The organism is Paenibacillus sinensis, from assembly GCF_019904155.1.
Lineage (GTDB): Bacteria > Bacillota > Bacilli > Paenibacillales > Paenibacillaceae > Paenibacillus_AQ > Paenibacillus_AQ sinensis.
On sequence record NZ_JAHCMB010000121.1, the window covers coordinates 197,165 to 213,019 of the forward strand.

At 57.2% G+C, this 15,855-nt stretch carries 9 protein-coding genes; 7 read left to right on the forward strand and 2 right to left on the reverse strand.

Annotated elements, in window-relative coordinates:
* Positions 1-87 precede the first annotated feature (87 nt).
* Positions 88-3,897 carry a GH32 C-terminal domain-containing protein gene (locus tag KIH86_RS13480; RefSeq protein ID WP_223085540.1) on the forward strand — a complete coding sequence of 1,270 codons (3,810 nt, stop codon included), beginning with the start codon at positions 88-90 and terminating at the stop codon, positions 3,895-3,897.
* Between the two features lie 323 nt (positions 3,898-4,220).
* On the opposite strand, the gene KIH86_RS13485 is transcribed toward KIH86_RS13480, so the two are convergent.
* Together KIH86_RS13485 and KIH86_RS13490 are read right to left on the reverse strand one after the other, a co-directional pair.
* Complete coding sequence (locus tag KIH86_RS13485) at positions 4,221-6,674, reverse strand: MMPL family transporter (RefSeq protein ID WP_223085539.1); 2,454 nt, start codon at positions 6,672-6,674, stop codon at positions 4,221-4,223.
* 42 nt (positions 6,675-6,716) lie between these two features.
* The gene (locus KIH86_RS13490; RefSeq protein ID WP_223085538.1) at positions 6,717-7,334 is read right to left on the reverse strand and encodes a TetR/AcrR family transcriptional regulator; all 618 of its coding nucleotides are present in this window, start codon (positions 7,332-7,334) and stop codon (positions 6,717-6,719) included.
* Positions 7,335-7,507: 173 nt separating this feature from the next.
* On the opposite strand from KIH86_RS13490, the gene KIH86_RS13495 reads away from it, so the two are divergent.
* The 6 genes from KIH86_RS13495 (at position 7,508) to KIH86_RS13520 (ending at position 15,798) form a co-directional block, all read left to right on the forward strand.
* Positions 7,508-9,001 carry an FAD-dependent oxidoreductase gene (locus KIH86_RS13495; RefSeq protein WP_235775404.1) on the forward strand — a complete coding sequence of 498 codons (1,494 nt, stop codon included), beginning with the start codon at positions 7,508-7,510 and terminating at the stop codon, positions 8,999-9,001.
* Complete coding sequence (locus KIH86_RS13500) at positions 8,998-9,942, forward strand: carbohydrate ABC transporter permease (RefSeq protein WP_223085536.1); 945 nt, start codon at positions 8,998-9,000, stop codon at positions 9,940-9,942. The genes KIH86_RS13495 and KIH86_RS13500 overlap by 4 nt, the downstream gene beginning before the upstream one ends.
* 34 nt (positions 9,943-9,976) lie before the next feature.
* The gene (locus tag KIH86_RS13505) at positions 9,977-10,813 is read left to right on the forward strand and encodes a carbohydrate ABC transporter permease (RefSeq protein ID WP_223085535.1); all 837 of its coding nucleotides are present in this window, start codon (positions 9,977-9,979) and stop codon (positions 10,811-10,813) included.
* A 153-nt stretch (positions 10,814-10,966) separates the two neighbouring features.
* Entirely contained in the window at positions 10,967-12,325 is a 1,359-nt protein-coding gene (locus tag KIH86_RS13510) for an ABC transporter substrate-binding protein (RefSeq protein WP_223085534.1), read from the forward strand.
* A 172-nt stretch (positions 12,326-12,497) separates the two neighbouring features.
* Positions 12,498-14,243 carry a sensor histidine kinase gene (locus tag KIH86_RS13515; RefSeq protein ID WP_223085533.1) on the forward strand — a complete coding sequence of 582 codons (1,746 nt, stop codon included), beginning with the start codon at positions 12,498-12,500 and terminating at the stop codon, positions 14,241-14,243.
* On the forward strand, positions 14,221-15,798 hold the full coding sequence (locus tag KIH86_RS13520) for a response regulator (RefSeq protein WP_223085532.1): 1,578 nt from the start codon (positions 14,221-14,223) through the stop codon (positions 15,796-15,798). Before KIH86_RS13515 ends, KIH86_RS13520 begins: the two co-directional genes overlap by 23 nt.
* Positions 15,799-15,855: the final 57 nt, after the last annotated feature.

Consider the following 15,855-nt stretch of genomic DNA (forward strand, 5'->3'; position numbering starts at 1 on the left):
GCGGGCGGCCGGTCAGGAAGCAGTTGCTGGCCGCCTTTTTTCTGTCCGTGCGGGAAATCATTCATTCAAGAGGAAAGAGGGGAACGAATGATAAATAAGCTGAAAGCTGTTCGCATTGTTCTGCTGTCTGCCGCAATTCTGATAGCTTCAACGTCTACCGGAAATTCCGGTCTCAAGCCGGATACAGGATGGGCAGCACCGCAGAGTGCAGAGCCGGCCGGAGGTAACAAGGAGGGTATTCCGATTTTTGAAAACGCTAACAGTATTAATACGAATTTGAGCGGCTGGCAGATTCTCGGCAAGGGGCGGATAGAAGAATCGACAGAAGGGCTGCTGCTGGCCTCGGATTCCCGGGAAAATGTGATCGCCTTGTCGGAAACGGCTGCTGAGGATTTCATTTATGAAGCTGATGTGATGATCCAGGATGACAAGGCGGACAGCTCGTTGATTTTCCGTTCAGGCGATGACGGCTGGAGCTCCTATATGCTGCAGATTGCGCCGGGTGCCGGACTTCTTCGCCTCAAGGACGCCGCCGGAGGTGGGGATAAGCTCTATGAAGAACGCCCCGTTACTCTTAGAGCCGGTGAGATCTATCACCTGAAGGTCCGGGCGGAAGGCAAATCACTTAAAGTCTATTGGGGCAATGCCTATAAGCCTGTAATTGAGGTAAAAGACGGCGCCCACCGCTCGGGACGGCTCGGACTTCATGTCTTTGACGGCTCCGCTCTATTTCAGAATATCATCGTCAGCGATTTGAACGGGAATCTGGGAACGGTTCTGCTGAGCAGCGGAGAGTGGCAGCCCGATCTCCGGGGCAGGAAGGGCAGCGCCGCCGGGGAGAGCCGGGCGCTCAGGCTCTATGACCGCCAGAGTGCCGATTTCGTCTATGAGGGAACCGTCTCGCTGTCTTCCGGTTCTGCTGCGTCCCTGGTCTTCCGTGCCTCTTCGGATGGAACGAGGGGTTATGAAGCCCTTCTGAAGAAGGTGGGCGACCGGCTCCGCGTGGAGCTGACGAAGGTGGACGGCACGGTACTGGCTTCCTCCGGCCGGACGTATCCGAGCGTGGACGGCTCCCGGCATTTCGTTGAAATCAAGGCGGAAGGCAGCCGGATTCAAGTCTTCGTGGACGGCTATGAATCTGCGGCTGTTGATGTGACCGACCGCTCTTATTCCGGCGGGTATGCGGGCTTTGCCGTGAGCAAGGGAACGGCGTATTTCCAGGATGCTTATGTGACGGATGCAGAGGACTATTACACGGAGACCTACCGTCCCGCTTATCATTATTCGCCGATCCGGGGTTCCGCCAGCGATCCGAACGGACTGGTCTACTTCGATGGGGAGTATCATCTCTTTCACCAGGACGGCGGCACCTGGGCGCATGCCGTCAGCACCGACCTGCTGCACTGGAAGCGGCTGCCGATCGCCCTGCCCTGGAACGACCTCGGGCATGTGTGGTCAGGCTCGGCGGTCGTCGACTCAGACAACACATCAGGGTTGTTCGCCGATTCCGTGGGCAAGGGGCTGATCGCCTATTACACGTCCTTCAATCCGGACGGACCGAACGGCAACCAGCGCATCGGCATTGCCTACAGCAAGGACCGGGGCCGGACCTGGGTGTATCCGGATGACCGGGGCATCGTCATCGAGAATCCCGGGAAGAACGGAGAAGACCCGGGCGGCTGGGATTTCCGCGATCCCAAGGTGGTTCGCGATGAGGCTCATAACCGCTGGGTCATGGTCGTGTCCGGCGGAGACCATATCCGCTTCTTCACCTCGTCCAATCTGCTGGACTGGACGTTGACCGACAATTGGGGCTATGGCAGCTATATCCGGGGCGGTGTCTGGGAATGCCCCGACCTGTTCCCGATGACCGTCCAGGGAACCGGGGAGAAGAAATGGGTGCTCATGATCAGCACGGGCGCGAATGCGAACACGGGCGGCTCGGATGCGGAGTATTTTGTAGGGAATTTGACGGCGGAAGGCAAATTCGTAAACGATAACCCGGCGGGAACTGTGCTGCGTACTGATTTCGGCAAGGAATTTTACGCTTCCATGTCGTTCTCGGATGTGCCGGACGGCCGCCGGATTGTGATGGCCTGGATGTCCAACTGGGATTACCCGTTCGCCTTCCCGACTTCGGGCTGGAAGGGCGAGCTGACCGTTCCCCGGGAATTGTCGCTTGTCATGACGGAGGATGGCCCGCGCCTTACTCAGCAGCCGGTCAGGGAGCTGGATGACCTGAAGAGCAAGCTGTACAGCACGGCGAGCAAGACGGTGAACCCGTCGTCGTCCAATCTCCTGAAGGGCATCGTCTCCGGGACCTATGAAATCAAGGCCGAGGTGGAGATCCCGGCAGGCTCCAGTGTCTCGGAATTCGGCTTCAACGTGCGGGAGGGAGCCGGGCAGAAGACGGTTATCGGCTACAGGCCCGGTGAAAGCCGGTTGTTCGTGGACCGCTCCGCATCGGGGGAGAGAGACTTCTCCAGCTTGTTCAGCACGAGACAGGAGGCTTCGCTTGCGGCGAAGAACCGCAGGGTCAAGCTGACGATTCTGGTCGACGAATCCTCAGTTGAGGTATTCGCCGGAGACGGGCGTGCCGTATTCTCCGACGTGATCTTCCCTGATCCCTCCAGCCGTGACATGAGCTTCTATACGAAGGACGGAAGCGTCCGGATCGTGTCGCTTGCGGTCAACCGGCTGCAGCCGGTATATAATCCGGATGCCGGATCGGCGGAACGGATTGTCATGGATACGAGCGACCGTGAGCTGGGAATCGGGCAGACTGCCACGCTGCGGGCAGCCGTAGAGAACGGACCCGGCAAGGGGGCTCAGCCGCTGAAGTGGAGCTCCAGCAACGAAGCGGTGGTAAGCCTCCGGACAGCGAAGGGGTCGGAAGCGGTGCTGAATGCGACAGGGGAAGGCGAGGCCGTCATAACGGCATCGACTCCGAATGGCAAAGCGAAGGCCAGCGTTCGGGTGAGCGTCTTCGCCGGGACATTCCAGACCAATCTCGGCGGCTGGTCAAGTACTCCGGCCGGAGCCTCGTGGATGGTAAGCCCGGACGGCATGCGCGGCAGCTATTTCAGCGATGCGGCCTACATGGCTCAGGAGAAGGCGGGGAACTTTGTATATACCGCCGACCTGACCCTGAGCGAATCGGGAGGAGCGGGATCGCTGCTGTTCCGGGCAAGTGAAGACGGGCGCAGCGGCTATTACCTGAACCTTGACCCCAACATGAAAGCGATCCGCCTGTTCTACAAGATTGCTGGGCGGTTTGAGGAGAGACAGGTGCTCGCCAAGGTTCCGGATTTCATCCGCCCCGGTCAGACCTATTCCATCCACATTGAGGCGGACGGCCCACACATCACTGTAAATGTCGATGGGCGGAAAGTGATCGATCTCAAAGACGGTACTTTTGCGGAAGGACAGTTCGGGCTTCATGTATTCGGAGGCTCCGCTTCCTTCCAGAACGTCAGGCTGAGCGGGGAGGCGCCAGCGAACCTGCCTGCCGCAAGCATCGTGAACACCGTCTTTCCGAAGTCTCTGTACACGGCCAATCTGACGAACGGCGAAGCTGTCACGCTTCTGGATTCCATAGAAGCCTCTAATCAGAAGTGGGTGTTCGTGCCGACCGGTGACGATGCCGGGTCTTGCTCGATCCGCACGGTCTCCGGCCAGGCGCTCGATCTCGATACCGGCCAGAGTAAAATCCAGCTGTATGACTACCTGGGCTACGACAATCAGCGCTGGATCATTCAGCGATATGAAGACGGCACGGCTTCCATCCTCTCGGTCTACAACCGCCTGGCTCTGGCGGTGTCCGAAGATGGGTCCAGGCTTGTGCTTGAGGCCGAGCAGGACGGTGAGCAGCGTCAGCGCTGGATGATCGGATTCTGACCGAATAGGCAGTGATATTACCCCTTCAGGCAGACAGTGAAAAAGCGTTCATGGTTTCATGAACCAAACACTGTAGATCTGGAGGGGATTTTTGCATGCAAACCCCGGAGTGGCGCAATCTTTGAATATTTACCGGGATGCTGGAGCAAGAAGGAAGCGGAGCAGCTTTATCTCAAGAATGGTTCCAGAAAAAAGCTGGCGGCCGCTCTCCGGTTGAGTTCCGAATAGCGGCCGCCATATGGCTCATTTTAAGCTGTATGCTTGAGGGGGAAAGACCATTCCGGGTACTTTCTCTGCGCTCTTTTACAGTAAATCCGATTCGCTTAGTGCTTGTCGGAAGCTTCGCCGGCCGCTTCCTTGGCCCGAAGCTCGGCGATAAGTTTATCACCCTCGACGTCAAGGTTCGGCAGGATGCGGTCCAGCCAGCCCGGAAGCCACCAGGCTTTATCACCGAAGAGGGCCATTATGGCCGGGACCAGCGTCATGCGAATCAGGAATGCGTCGATCAGAATGCCGAATGCCAGAGCAAATCCGATCTGTTTGATCATAATATCATCCGCGAACATGAACCCTGCGAATACCGATACCATGATGATCGCGGCAGCGACAACAACGCGCTTGGCTTGGTTGAAGCCTTGGGTGACGCTGTCCTTGCCCCGATGTCCGTGTACATATGATTCCCGCATGGAGGAGACCAGGAAGACCTGATAGTCCATAGCCAGACCGTACAGGATACCGGTAACCATAATAGGCAGGAAGCTTAGCAGGGGACCGCCCGTGTCAAATCCAAGCAGGCCTTTGAGCCAGCCCCACTGGAAGACAGCCGTAGTAATGCCGAAGGTTGCAAGAATACTGAGCAGGAACCCTACGGTCGCCTTGATTGGAATAAGAATAGAGCGGAAGACCAGCAGCAGAATAATCAGCGACAGCACGCCGATGATGACGATATAGATCGGGAAGACTTCTGCCAGCTTGCTCGACATATCAATGTTGATGGCCGTAATACCGGTGACCCCGAGCGTGACGTCATGCGTCTTGGCGATTTCCGAATCCGAAGCCCGTAGATTCTCGACGAGCTGCTTGGTGGCGGTATCTGTTGGTCCCGAACCCGGAATAATGCTCAGGATGGCCAAATTCCCCTTCTGATTCATACCGGCGACCGATACAACCGATACATCCTCAAGCTTCTGGAGATCCTGCGCAAGTCCGCCCAGCGTCTGAAGTGTAAAGGTGCCGGCAGGATCTTTCGGTTCGGCAACGACGACCAGCGGTCCATTGAAGCCTTCGCCGAAGCCGGCGGAGACTGCGTCGTAGCTCTGGCGTGCAGTCGTATCGAGATTGGCGGTAGCGCCGATTGGAATGCCCAGGTCCATCTTGGTTGCCGGAATCGCCGCTGCGCCAAGGAGGACGATTACAACAAGAATCACAGGCCAGCGGAATTTGATAACTCCCTGTATCCAGCCGTTCTCCTTGCCCGGTTTCTTGCCGGAAGCAGCTGTTGCCTGACTCTTCTCACGCGCGTTGCGGGTGCAGATGCGTTCGCCCACCAGTCCAAGCAGCGCCGGAAGCAGCGTAAGGGCAATAAGCACATTGAGGAACACGGTTGCTGCGGCAACAAGCGCCATGGTGCTTAGGAAGGTGATGCCGATAATCAGCAGGCCGCACAGGGCGATGATAACGGTCAGACCGGCAAAGAACACGGCGCTTCCTGCCGTGCCAATCGCTCGGCTTGCGGCTTCGCGCGCGCTAAGTCCTTGATCGAGAATAAGACGGCGCTGGCGGTTCACGATAAAGAGCGCGTAATCGATCCCTACCGCGAGTCCGACCATGAGGGCCAGCACAGGCGTGATGGAAGTCATCGTGACGAAGCTGGAGATGGCAAAAGCGCCGCCGACGCCAATTGCGACGCCGAAGAGCGCGGTTACGATCGGCAGACCGGCCGCAATCAGCGATCCCAACGACACGACCAGCACGATTGCGGCGATGATCAGTCCGTACACCTCATGGGCGCCGACCGGAATGTCCACCGTTTTGAGCGTATCGCTCGGCAATACCGTAATGCCCGTGCCGTTGGCCGCTTCGTTCACCGCATCGATAACCGAATCCGTAACTCCGCCCGGCAATGAATTCGTCTGCAGGGTGAACTGGAACTGGAACAATGCCACACTGCCGCCTGACGATATCAATACGCCGGTCACGGGGGTTCCGTTCACCATGAGCGGGCCATATGGCGCAGCTTGGGCCGACTGGGCTGCTTCAGCGCCTGCCGCGCCGGAAGTGCTTCCCGAACCGGAGCCGGATGCATCTGCCCCCTGTTGCTGATTACTCGCAGATTGCTGGGTCTGAGCATTCGCAGCCGCTCCGCCCGAAGCTTGCTGCGACTGGGCGCCCGAACCCTCTTCGCCCGCGGCTTGCTGAGTCTGACCGCTGGCAGCAGCGGCGGCTAGCTCGGCCGGATTGATGACATAATCAATATCGTAGACCTTGTTGACAGCCTTTACAATCGCATCAAGCCGTTCAGGCGTGTCCAAACGCTCGCCCTTCGGGACAGTAAAGACAATGCTTCCTTGACCACCGGAGGCTTCCGGCAGTTCTTTCTCCAGTTTGTCGAGCACTTGTTGAGCTTCCGTGCCCTCGATCTTCATGTCGGAGCTAACGCTGATCCCGTTGACACCCAGCAAGGCGATGACGACCCCGAGAACCAGAATCCAGCTCAATATGAAAGCCCAGGGCTTGTTATAAGCCGACTTCCCGATTTTATACAAAAATTTGGACATTGCAGCAAGGTCACTCCTTCTATCTCTGAATGGATATATCCGCTAAAATCCCTTGCGTAAGTATACGAAGACATCTTCCAGGAACTGGTTAAACGAAAGAATGTCCGAAGCCTCATCGGGCGATTGCCCCGGCAGCAGCACATTGAGATCCCCGTCAATCAAAGGGAAAATGGCGGCACATACCGCTCCTGCGAGTAAATGGATGTATACAGGGGAGTAACGGTCATGAAACAGATCATCCAAAACTTTCCGGGCGCTTGTCTGCATCCCGAAAATCATATTCACGGTGTATGGCCGAAGTGTCGGATACATATTGGACATCCGCACAAGCTGGTGCATCTTCCGGATCACTTCTTCCGTAAGCTGCATCTTGGCAAAATGGTACATCACGTCCAGCGGCGAGGTCTCATCGGGCAGCTTGTTGACCAGCTCGATGAACTCATCAACTTCATGGTACGGCATTACCGCCATCGCCACCGCTTCCTCCTTGCAGGAGTAATGGTTGGCAAACGTTCTTCGGGAATAGCCCGCCCGCTGCACCACCTCCTCAACTACAAATCCGTCCAGTCCTTGCTCCATAGCCAGTTGGAACGCCGCCTCGGCCAAGGCATGCCCAGTCGCTTCTTTTTTGAGCTCGCGCAAGCTTTGTTTATTCTTCATTGTTCACTTTCACCTCCGCCCGCATATTAAGTAATCCCTTGGTCAAATAAAAAATAACATATAATTGCCCATTGTGCAATTATGCTCAAAGGGCATTGTTGCCTATGGGGCAAGCATATTTGAGCAAATGGATATCGTGAGATGCGGCCGTCCGAACCCATAATGTCAAAATAATGCACGCCAACCGGTATGAGACCTATACCGTATTTCGCGCCTCCACTTGCTATAATGAGGTCGAAATCGAGCGGCGGACTGCGTCAGGGCACGGCGGACCCGCCGGGAAAGCGAGGGCTGACATGGAGAGCTACAGATTGAAGAGCAGGGATATCCCGCTGAACGCTTCCTATGATGTGATTGTCGTCGGAGGCGGACCGGCGGGCTGCACCGCAGCGGCCTCGGCCGCGCGGGAAGGGGCGAAGACGCTGCTGATCGAAGGAACCTCCGGCCTCGGCGGAATGGGGACATCGGCGCTTGTTCCTGCCTGGTGCCCCTTCTCGGACAAGGAGAAGCTGGTCTACCGCGGATTGGCGCAGAAGGTGTTCGAGACGCTGAAGTCGCGGATGCCCCATGTGAAGCCGGAGGCGATGGATTGGGTGCCGATCGAGCCGGAGAAGCTGAAGGTGGTCTACGACGAGCTTGTAACAGAGGCCGGAGCGGATGTGTTGTTTCTGACTTCGCTGGCCGATGTGGAGACCGATGAACAGGGGAATATAACGGGCATAGTCGTTCTGAACAAAGGTGGAATGCAGGCGTACCGGGCGCGAGTTTATGTGGACTGCACGGGCGACGGCGACCTGGCCGCCTGGGCGGGGGCCGAAGTCCGGAAGGGAGATGGCGCTAGCGGCGATCTTCAGCCGGCGACCCACTGCTTCGTCCTCGGCAATGTCGATGATTATGCGTATTTGAACGGGCCGCTTCTCCATAAAGAGAACCCGAGCAGCCCGATCCATGAAGCGGTAGCGTCGGGCCGTTATCCGGGAGTGCCGGACACGCATCTGTGCAACAACCAGATTGCGCCGCGCGCCGTCGGCTTCAATGCCGGTCATCTATGGGGCGTGGACAACACCGACGCCCATTCTGTCTCTGCGGCGCTGATCCGGGGCCGGAAGATGGCCTCCGCCTATCTGGACATGCTGGCCGACATTCACCCGGCAGCCTTCGCGGGCGCCTATGTCGCCAGCACCGGGACCTTGATGGGCACCCGCGAGTCCCGGCGGATTATCGGCGACTATGTGCTGACGGTGGACGACTATGTCTCCCGGCGCAGCTTCGAGGATGAAATCTGCCGCAACAGCTACTTCATCGATGTGCACGGCACCGAGAAGGAGGAGAAGAGCGAGGCGGGTTCCTCGCAGACGGTCACGCTGTACGGCCCGGGCGAATCGCATGGCATCCCGTACCGCTGCCTGACGCCCCGGGGCCTTCGCAACGTGCTCGTGGCTGGCCGCTCCATCTCCTGCGAGCGCCAGGTGCTCGGCAGCGTCCGCGTGATGCCGGTCTGCCTCGCCATGGGCGAAGCCGCCGGCATGGCCGCGTCGCATAGCGCCTCTGGGGGCGGCGACGTGCATAGGGTCGACGTCGCCCGGCTGCGGCGGCGCCTGCGTGAGGAAGGCGCCTACCTGCCGGAGCTGCCTGAAGCCGTGAACGAACAGGGGGGAGGACGATGAGCCAGCATGCAACGGTTCAGAAGCGGCTTGCGTCACGAAAGGAGAAGCGGACGTACTGGACGCGCCGGCGGCGCGAACAGCTGGCCGGCTGGCTGTTCATCGCGCCCGAGGTGCTCGGCATGCTCGTCCTTGCCGTGTTCCCGCTTCTCTTCAGCCTGGGGCTCAGCCTGACGGAATGGAATCTGGTCGGCGGATTGTCCGCCATCCATTTCGTCGGACTGGATAACTTCACGGAGCTGTTTCAGGATAACCGGTTCCTACATGCGCTGAAGAACAACATCGGCTTCACAGCCGTGACCGTGCCGGCGACGATGCTGATCGGCGTCGTCCTGGCGGCGGTCATTCACAAGAAGCTCTATTTTAAGGATTATTTTAAGGCAGCCTTCTTCGTTCCGTACATTTGCTCGACGGTCGCGGTCGCGGCGGTATGGTCGGCGCTCTATCATCCCTCGAAGGGTCCGCTCAACCAGATGCTGATCCATCTGGGCATTTCAGAGCCGCCGCGCTGGCTCGTGGATACGAGCTGGTCGCTGGTTGCCATCATGATCATCTATATTTGGCAGCTGCTCGGCTATCAGATCATCATCTTTCTGGCGGGAATGTCCAATATTCCGGATGAGCTATACGAGGCTGCGAGAATCGATGGAGCGAGCGGCATTCAGCAGTTCCGGCGGATTACGCTGCCGCTGCTGGGACCGACGACTTTTTTTCTGGCGATAACAAGCACGATTTCATCCTTCAAGGTGTTCGATATGATCAAGTTTCTGACGGATGGCGGGCCCAATTACTCCAGCACGGTTATCGTCTACCAGATTTACGAGGAGGGATTTCAGAACTTCAGGATGGGCTATGCTTCCGCCATGAGCTGGATTCTGTTCCTGCTTATCATGCTCGTGACCTCCGTGACCTGGATAACGCAGAGCCGGAAGGTCCACTATTAAAGCCGAATACAGCACAAGAAAGGACTTGGCGCCCATGACGACACGAACATTCAAGCTGGGCAATGCGGTGCTGACCGCACTGTTTGGCATCATCTCGATCTTCTTCCTGCTGCCGCTCGTCTGGATGATCTCTGCGGCGTCGAAGACGGAGAAGGAGGTCTGGACGTTCCCGATCCAATGGATTCCGAAAGAATGGCATTTTGTGCAAAATTTCAAGACGATCTGGATGGGGGATGTCTCTTTTGGCCTCTTTTACTGGAATTCGATCAAAATCGCCCTGATCTCCACGCTGGCAACGCTGCTCATTTCCGCCATGGCGGGCTATGCGCTGTCCAAGCTGGAGTTCAAGGGCAAAGGGCTCGTCTTCGGCGCGATGATGGCCTTCATGATGATCCCGGAGCAGGCGACGCTCGTTCCCCGCTATATCATGATCAAGGAGTTCGGCCTGTACGACACGCATGCAGCGCTCATTCTGATGGGCATGTTCTCCAGCTACTTCACCTTCCTGCTGCGGCAGTTCATGCTCGGGGTGCATAACGACCTGCTGGAAGCGGCCGAACTGGATGGCGCCGGATTCTTCCGGATTTTCTGGAGCGTCATGCTGCCGCTTAGCCGTCCCATCCTGGCTACCGTCGGGATCATCAAATTCATCTGGACCTGGAATGATTACCAGGGACCGCTGATCATGCTGAATTCCACCAACCTGTATACGATTCCGCTCGGCATGCAGTTCTTCAAGGAGGAGTTCGGGACTACAATTTCGGTGATGATGATGGCTTCACTCGCGGCGATTATCCCGATGCTTGTGCTGTTCCTGGTGCTTCAGAAGCAGGTTATCAAGGGCATCTCCATCGGAGGGGTCAAGGGATGAGACAGCCATGTGGAAAAAGTACACCATGAACCGCTGCCGCTCTACGGCAAAGTCAAAAATATCTACGCCCGCATTGTCAAGACTGTACACGGTGCGGAGGGTACTCTGGCTATATAATGAAAGCGTATCCACCAATTGGGAGGGGGAAGTCGCATGAAGAAGCCTGCATTATGGATGGCCGGTCTGCTGCTGACGTTCACGGTCAGCGCATGTGGCAATAACGGGAGCACGCCTGCCGCGAATGGCGGCACAGATACCAAGCCGTCTGCAGCCAGTCAGACCAAGGCGCCCGCGGAGAAAGAGAAGATCAAATTTTACACCTTCAAGTCAAATAAGCCCGAGGAACCGACATTCCAGGCCGTTGAGGCGTACAACAAGTCCCAGGACAAAGTGGAAGTGGAATATGTCTCGCTTGTGCAGAACAGCGACAGTACGGAGTTCCTGAAGAAGCTCGATGTGCTCGTTGCCGGGGGTGAAGTTGTAGACGCTTTCATGACGGGGAATGAGGAGGAATTGCTGGAACGGGCTTCGCGGGGCGTTGTGGAGCCGCTGAATCCGTACTTTGAAGCGGAGGGCGTCAAACCGGAGGACGAATATTTCAAGGTTCTCAAGCTGGGTGACAAAGTGTACGGACTGATGAACTCCTCCACGCTGTGGTTCACGGTCTTCAACAAGCAGCAGCTCGACGAGGCTGGACTGAAGCTGCCGGAGATGGGCTGGACCTGGGATGACTTCCGCGAATATGCCAAGAAGCTGACGACCAAGGACCATTACGGCACCTATTTCCACACCTGGGGCGAATACGCGAATATTATCGCCTACTCCGAGCATCCGAACCCGCAGCTGGACGCAAGCCTCAAGCCGATCTATGACGATCCGTCCTTCCGTTACTTCTTCAATCTCCGCCGCGTAATGGAAAAAGAAGACAAGAGCGTAGAGCCCTACGCCGATGTGCTGGCCTCGAACTATCATGTGCTTCAGCAGTTTTTTGCCGGCAAAGCCAGCATGCTGGCCGTTCCGAGCTATGCAGTCCGGGCAGGCCTCAATCTCGAGAAGTTCCCGCATGACTTCCAGATGGTGTATGCACCGCTTCCCCGCTCCGTGGATGCCAAGGATGTCGGGATGACGAATATTTCCGGCGGCGGCCTGGCGGTTGGCGCCAAATCGCAGCACAAGCAGGCGGCCTACGATTTCATCCGCTGGATGACGAAGGAAGCCTATAAATACACGAAGGAAATTCCGTCCCTGAAGAAGGTCGACGGCAAAGCGCTCCTGCAGGAGTTCTTCAGCGAGAACCAGAATCTGATCGACATCGATTCGCTTGCGAACACTCTCTTTGACAGCCGCAACAAAATGCCGGAGGGCAGCTTCACCGTTCCGTACGGCAGCCAGTTGAAGACGATCGTCGAGAATGGCTTCGCGAGCTATATGCTGGACAATCGGGACTTCGATCAGGTCAAGGCGGAAATGACGGCGGAAACCGAGAAAGTGGTTGCGGCCAACAACAAGTAGAGTGGCGGATTCTCCGGAGGAGGACGGCTGTGCCGGCTTTTTGCCAAACATTTTGACCGGATCATCAATCATCATGACCATAACTGTTTATAAAGGAGTATATATAAGCTGAACTCCTTCATATCCTAACAATTATTACACTTGAACGATTACCGGGATAAGGATGAATCTTATGCAATGGCTTAGCCGCTTCTCCTACTACCGAAGGCTGCAGTTCTCGTTCCTGGCCTTGATTCTGCTGCCCTTCACCGCCGTTACCCTGTGGTCTTATCAATCCGTCAGGCAGAACGTAAGCGACAAGATTCTTCGCACCAATGAAGAGACGATCACCGTCATCGCCAATCAGATTGAAAAAACGATCGACACCATCTCCTTCGCATCCCTCTATCTCTCCGAAACCTATGATCCCGAAGTTCTGAACAGCCTGCGCTACCTGACGACCGCCGAAAGCTTCGGAGATTACGGGTCCTACATCCACCAAGCCAAATTGAAATCAATCAGCGGCATACTCACCGTTCAGGCGCTCGACGCAGACCTTGAGATTATGATCGTCAACCGGAAAGACCGGATTATTATGAGCAGCCTGAACCGTCCGGTCTTCTCCAGGGTCTCGGACCGTTTCCTTCAGGAAACCGGCAAGCTGGACCCCGGCGAAGAGACTGTGCTTCAGTGGTTTCTGTACCGGGAGAGCGGTCCCGTTCCGGAGTACTGCTATGCCGCACGCTTCATCATCGATCCGCGAAATCACGAGAAGCTGGGTACGCTGTTCATCGGCATCCCCCGGCATTATTTCGAGCAGTTGCTGGATACGGGCAATGCCTCCATTGCTCTGTCCCTGGAGAATTCCTCCGGGGACATGATCGCCGTAAGCCGGGGAAGCGAGGCGGCCATGTCTGGCAAGCCGCTCCGCAGCGAGGTGCGGATATCAAGAACCGGCTGGCTGCTGTCCAGCGAGCTTCCGCGAAGCTCGATCGACGGTCAGATCAACCGGGAGTTCCTTGTCTCGCTCTCGGTCGTTATTATCTTCTTCCTGGCGTTTCTGGTGCTGTCCATGTTCTGGGCGAGATATATGAACGAGCCGATTCGCCTGCTGCGCGCCAGCGTCAAGCAGTATGTCGGCGGCAACCGGGACGTGCGGATTCCGGTGAAGGGCAAGGATGAGGTGGCCGTTCTCTCGCTTGTCTTCAACCAGATGCTGGAGGATATCAACGAGCTGCTCCACCGGGTGGAGGGCGAGCAGGAAGAGCGGCGGAGGCTTGAGCTTCGGGCGTTGTCGGCGCAGATCCGCCCGCATTTTCTGCTCAACACGCTGAATTCGATCAAGGTTAATCTGCTGATGTCCGGCGATACGGTCCATAGCGCCATGCTCGACGCGCTGATGAAGCTGCAGCGGGCGTATGTGCATGCCGACAAGCCGCTGAAGCTGTCCGAGGAATGCGCCCTTCTCGGCAGCTACGTGCAGGTCATGCAGATTCGCAACCGGCTGGACATCGCTTTTGAGTACCGGCTTGAGCCGGGGACGGAAGAGCTTGAGCTGCCAAGGCTCTTGCTGCAGCCTGTGGTCGAGAATGCGATATCCCATGGCTTCTCGGAAAGGCCCGAGCAGCCCTGGATCGGGCTTACCTCTTCTGTAAGCGGCGGTATGCTCGAAATCAGGATATTCGATAACGGCCGGGGAATGGAAGCCGGGGCGATCAAGCGGCTGAACCGCCGCCTTCTGGGCGCTGAGCCGGAAGCGCCGCAGCCCGAGAAAGGCGTGGGGCTGGTGAACACCGCGCGGCGGCTTCAGGTGCTGTACGGCTATCGGTCGCGCCTGACGGCGGACGGAAATCCGGGCGGCGGGATGATTTTTACCTTCTGCATTCCGGTGACCAACAGCAAGGAGGGTTCTTCGCATGATGACGGTCATGCTGATTGATGACGACGTGCCGATGCTTGACTATGTGAGGTTTCTGCTGGAACAGTCGGGCCTGGAACTTAAGCTTGCCACCCCAGCCTCCGGCAGCGGGCAGGCGCTGGAGCTGTTTCATGAACATCTGCCCGATCTGGCCATCGTCGATATCGGACTGCCCGGTATGGACGGCCTGGAGCTGGCGGAGGCGTTCCGGCTGATGAAGCCGGAGGTGCGGTTGATTTTTCTGACCTGCTATGAGGATTTTCATTACTCGAAGCGGGCGATTCAACTGGAAGCCGATGATTATCTCATCAAGGATGAGCTTACCCCGGAGCAGCTGAAGATCAGCGTCCATAAGGCGATGGACCGGTTCCGTGAACGCCGGGAGCTGCTGAAGCATTATTCGTTCCGGCAGGCGATTGAGCGCAACCGGGAGGTGCTCAAGCAGAATTTTCTGAATCAATTGCTCTCGGGCAGCGGAGAATGGGACCATATCCGGCTGCTCGGGGAACGGCTCGGCATATCCTGGAAGAAGCCCTTTCTGGTTCACGGTTTTCTGCATATTGATGCCGCATCTGTGCTATCCCGCTACCGGTATGGGGATATTCCGCTTCTGCATTTCGCAGTCGGTAACATCGCAGCCGAGCTGTCCGCAGACAGGGAGCCAATCACTGCACTGATGGACAGAGAGACAGGTATCTATCTGCTGTGGAACACCGATGATCCGGATGCGCCGAAAGACACGCTGATCCGTTATATGGAGACGGTATGCGAGAAAGCGGAGCAGTATCTGAAGGTCAGTCTGCGCGGTTTCTATGCCGCAGAGGCATTCCCGGTAAGTGAGTTCGCTCACGCCTATAGGCAGTTGGCGGAGCAGCGCGACTGCAGCTTCTATGACCCGCCCGGGCCGGCCGTTATGCTGAAGCGCTCCGAGGCCTACCGCATGACTCCGGAATCGAAGCCCGAGAAGGAGAAGTCCATGCTTGCGCTGGCTCTTGAGGAAGAGAACGCGGCCTGGATCGATCTTGCCGTCGGCAAGCTGCAGCAGCATGCGGAGGACGAGAGATGGTCGCCCCGTCTGCTCAAGGAAGCCTGGGCCGACTGCGTCCGCAGGATGGCTTCAGAGACGAACGGCGCGGCGGAGGAAGCGTTCTTCCATCATGTAAGCCGCTCTCTCCATGCGGAGGAAGCGGCGCAGCTTACGAAGCGGGAGCTTCTGAAGCTGTGGCGGCGGCAGGCGCTGACGCCGATCAGCGAACGGGAGAAGGATGCGCGGCTGCAGGCGATCGACGATTATCTGAGACAGCATGCCGACCGGACGATCACCTCGGTGGATATGGCGGAGCATTTGTACTTGAACCCCAGCTATTTCTCCCGCTATTTCAAACGGCTGTCCGGCATGAAATTTACGGATTATGTGAACCGCATCAAAGTCGACATGGCCATCTCCATGCTGCGGCGGGAGAACGAGACCGTCGAGAATGTGGCCTATACGCTCGGGTTCTCGGATCGGGCCTATTTCTCCAAAGTCTTCAAGAAATACAGCGGCAAGAGCCCCAGCGAATTCAAGAATGTGTAAGGATGGGGCTCCACAGATTAAGCCCGGGCTTGAGCTGCGAAGGGCAGTTCCGTGAAA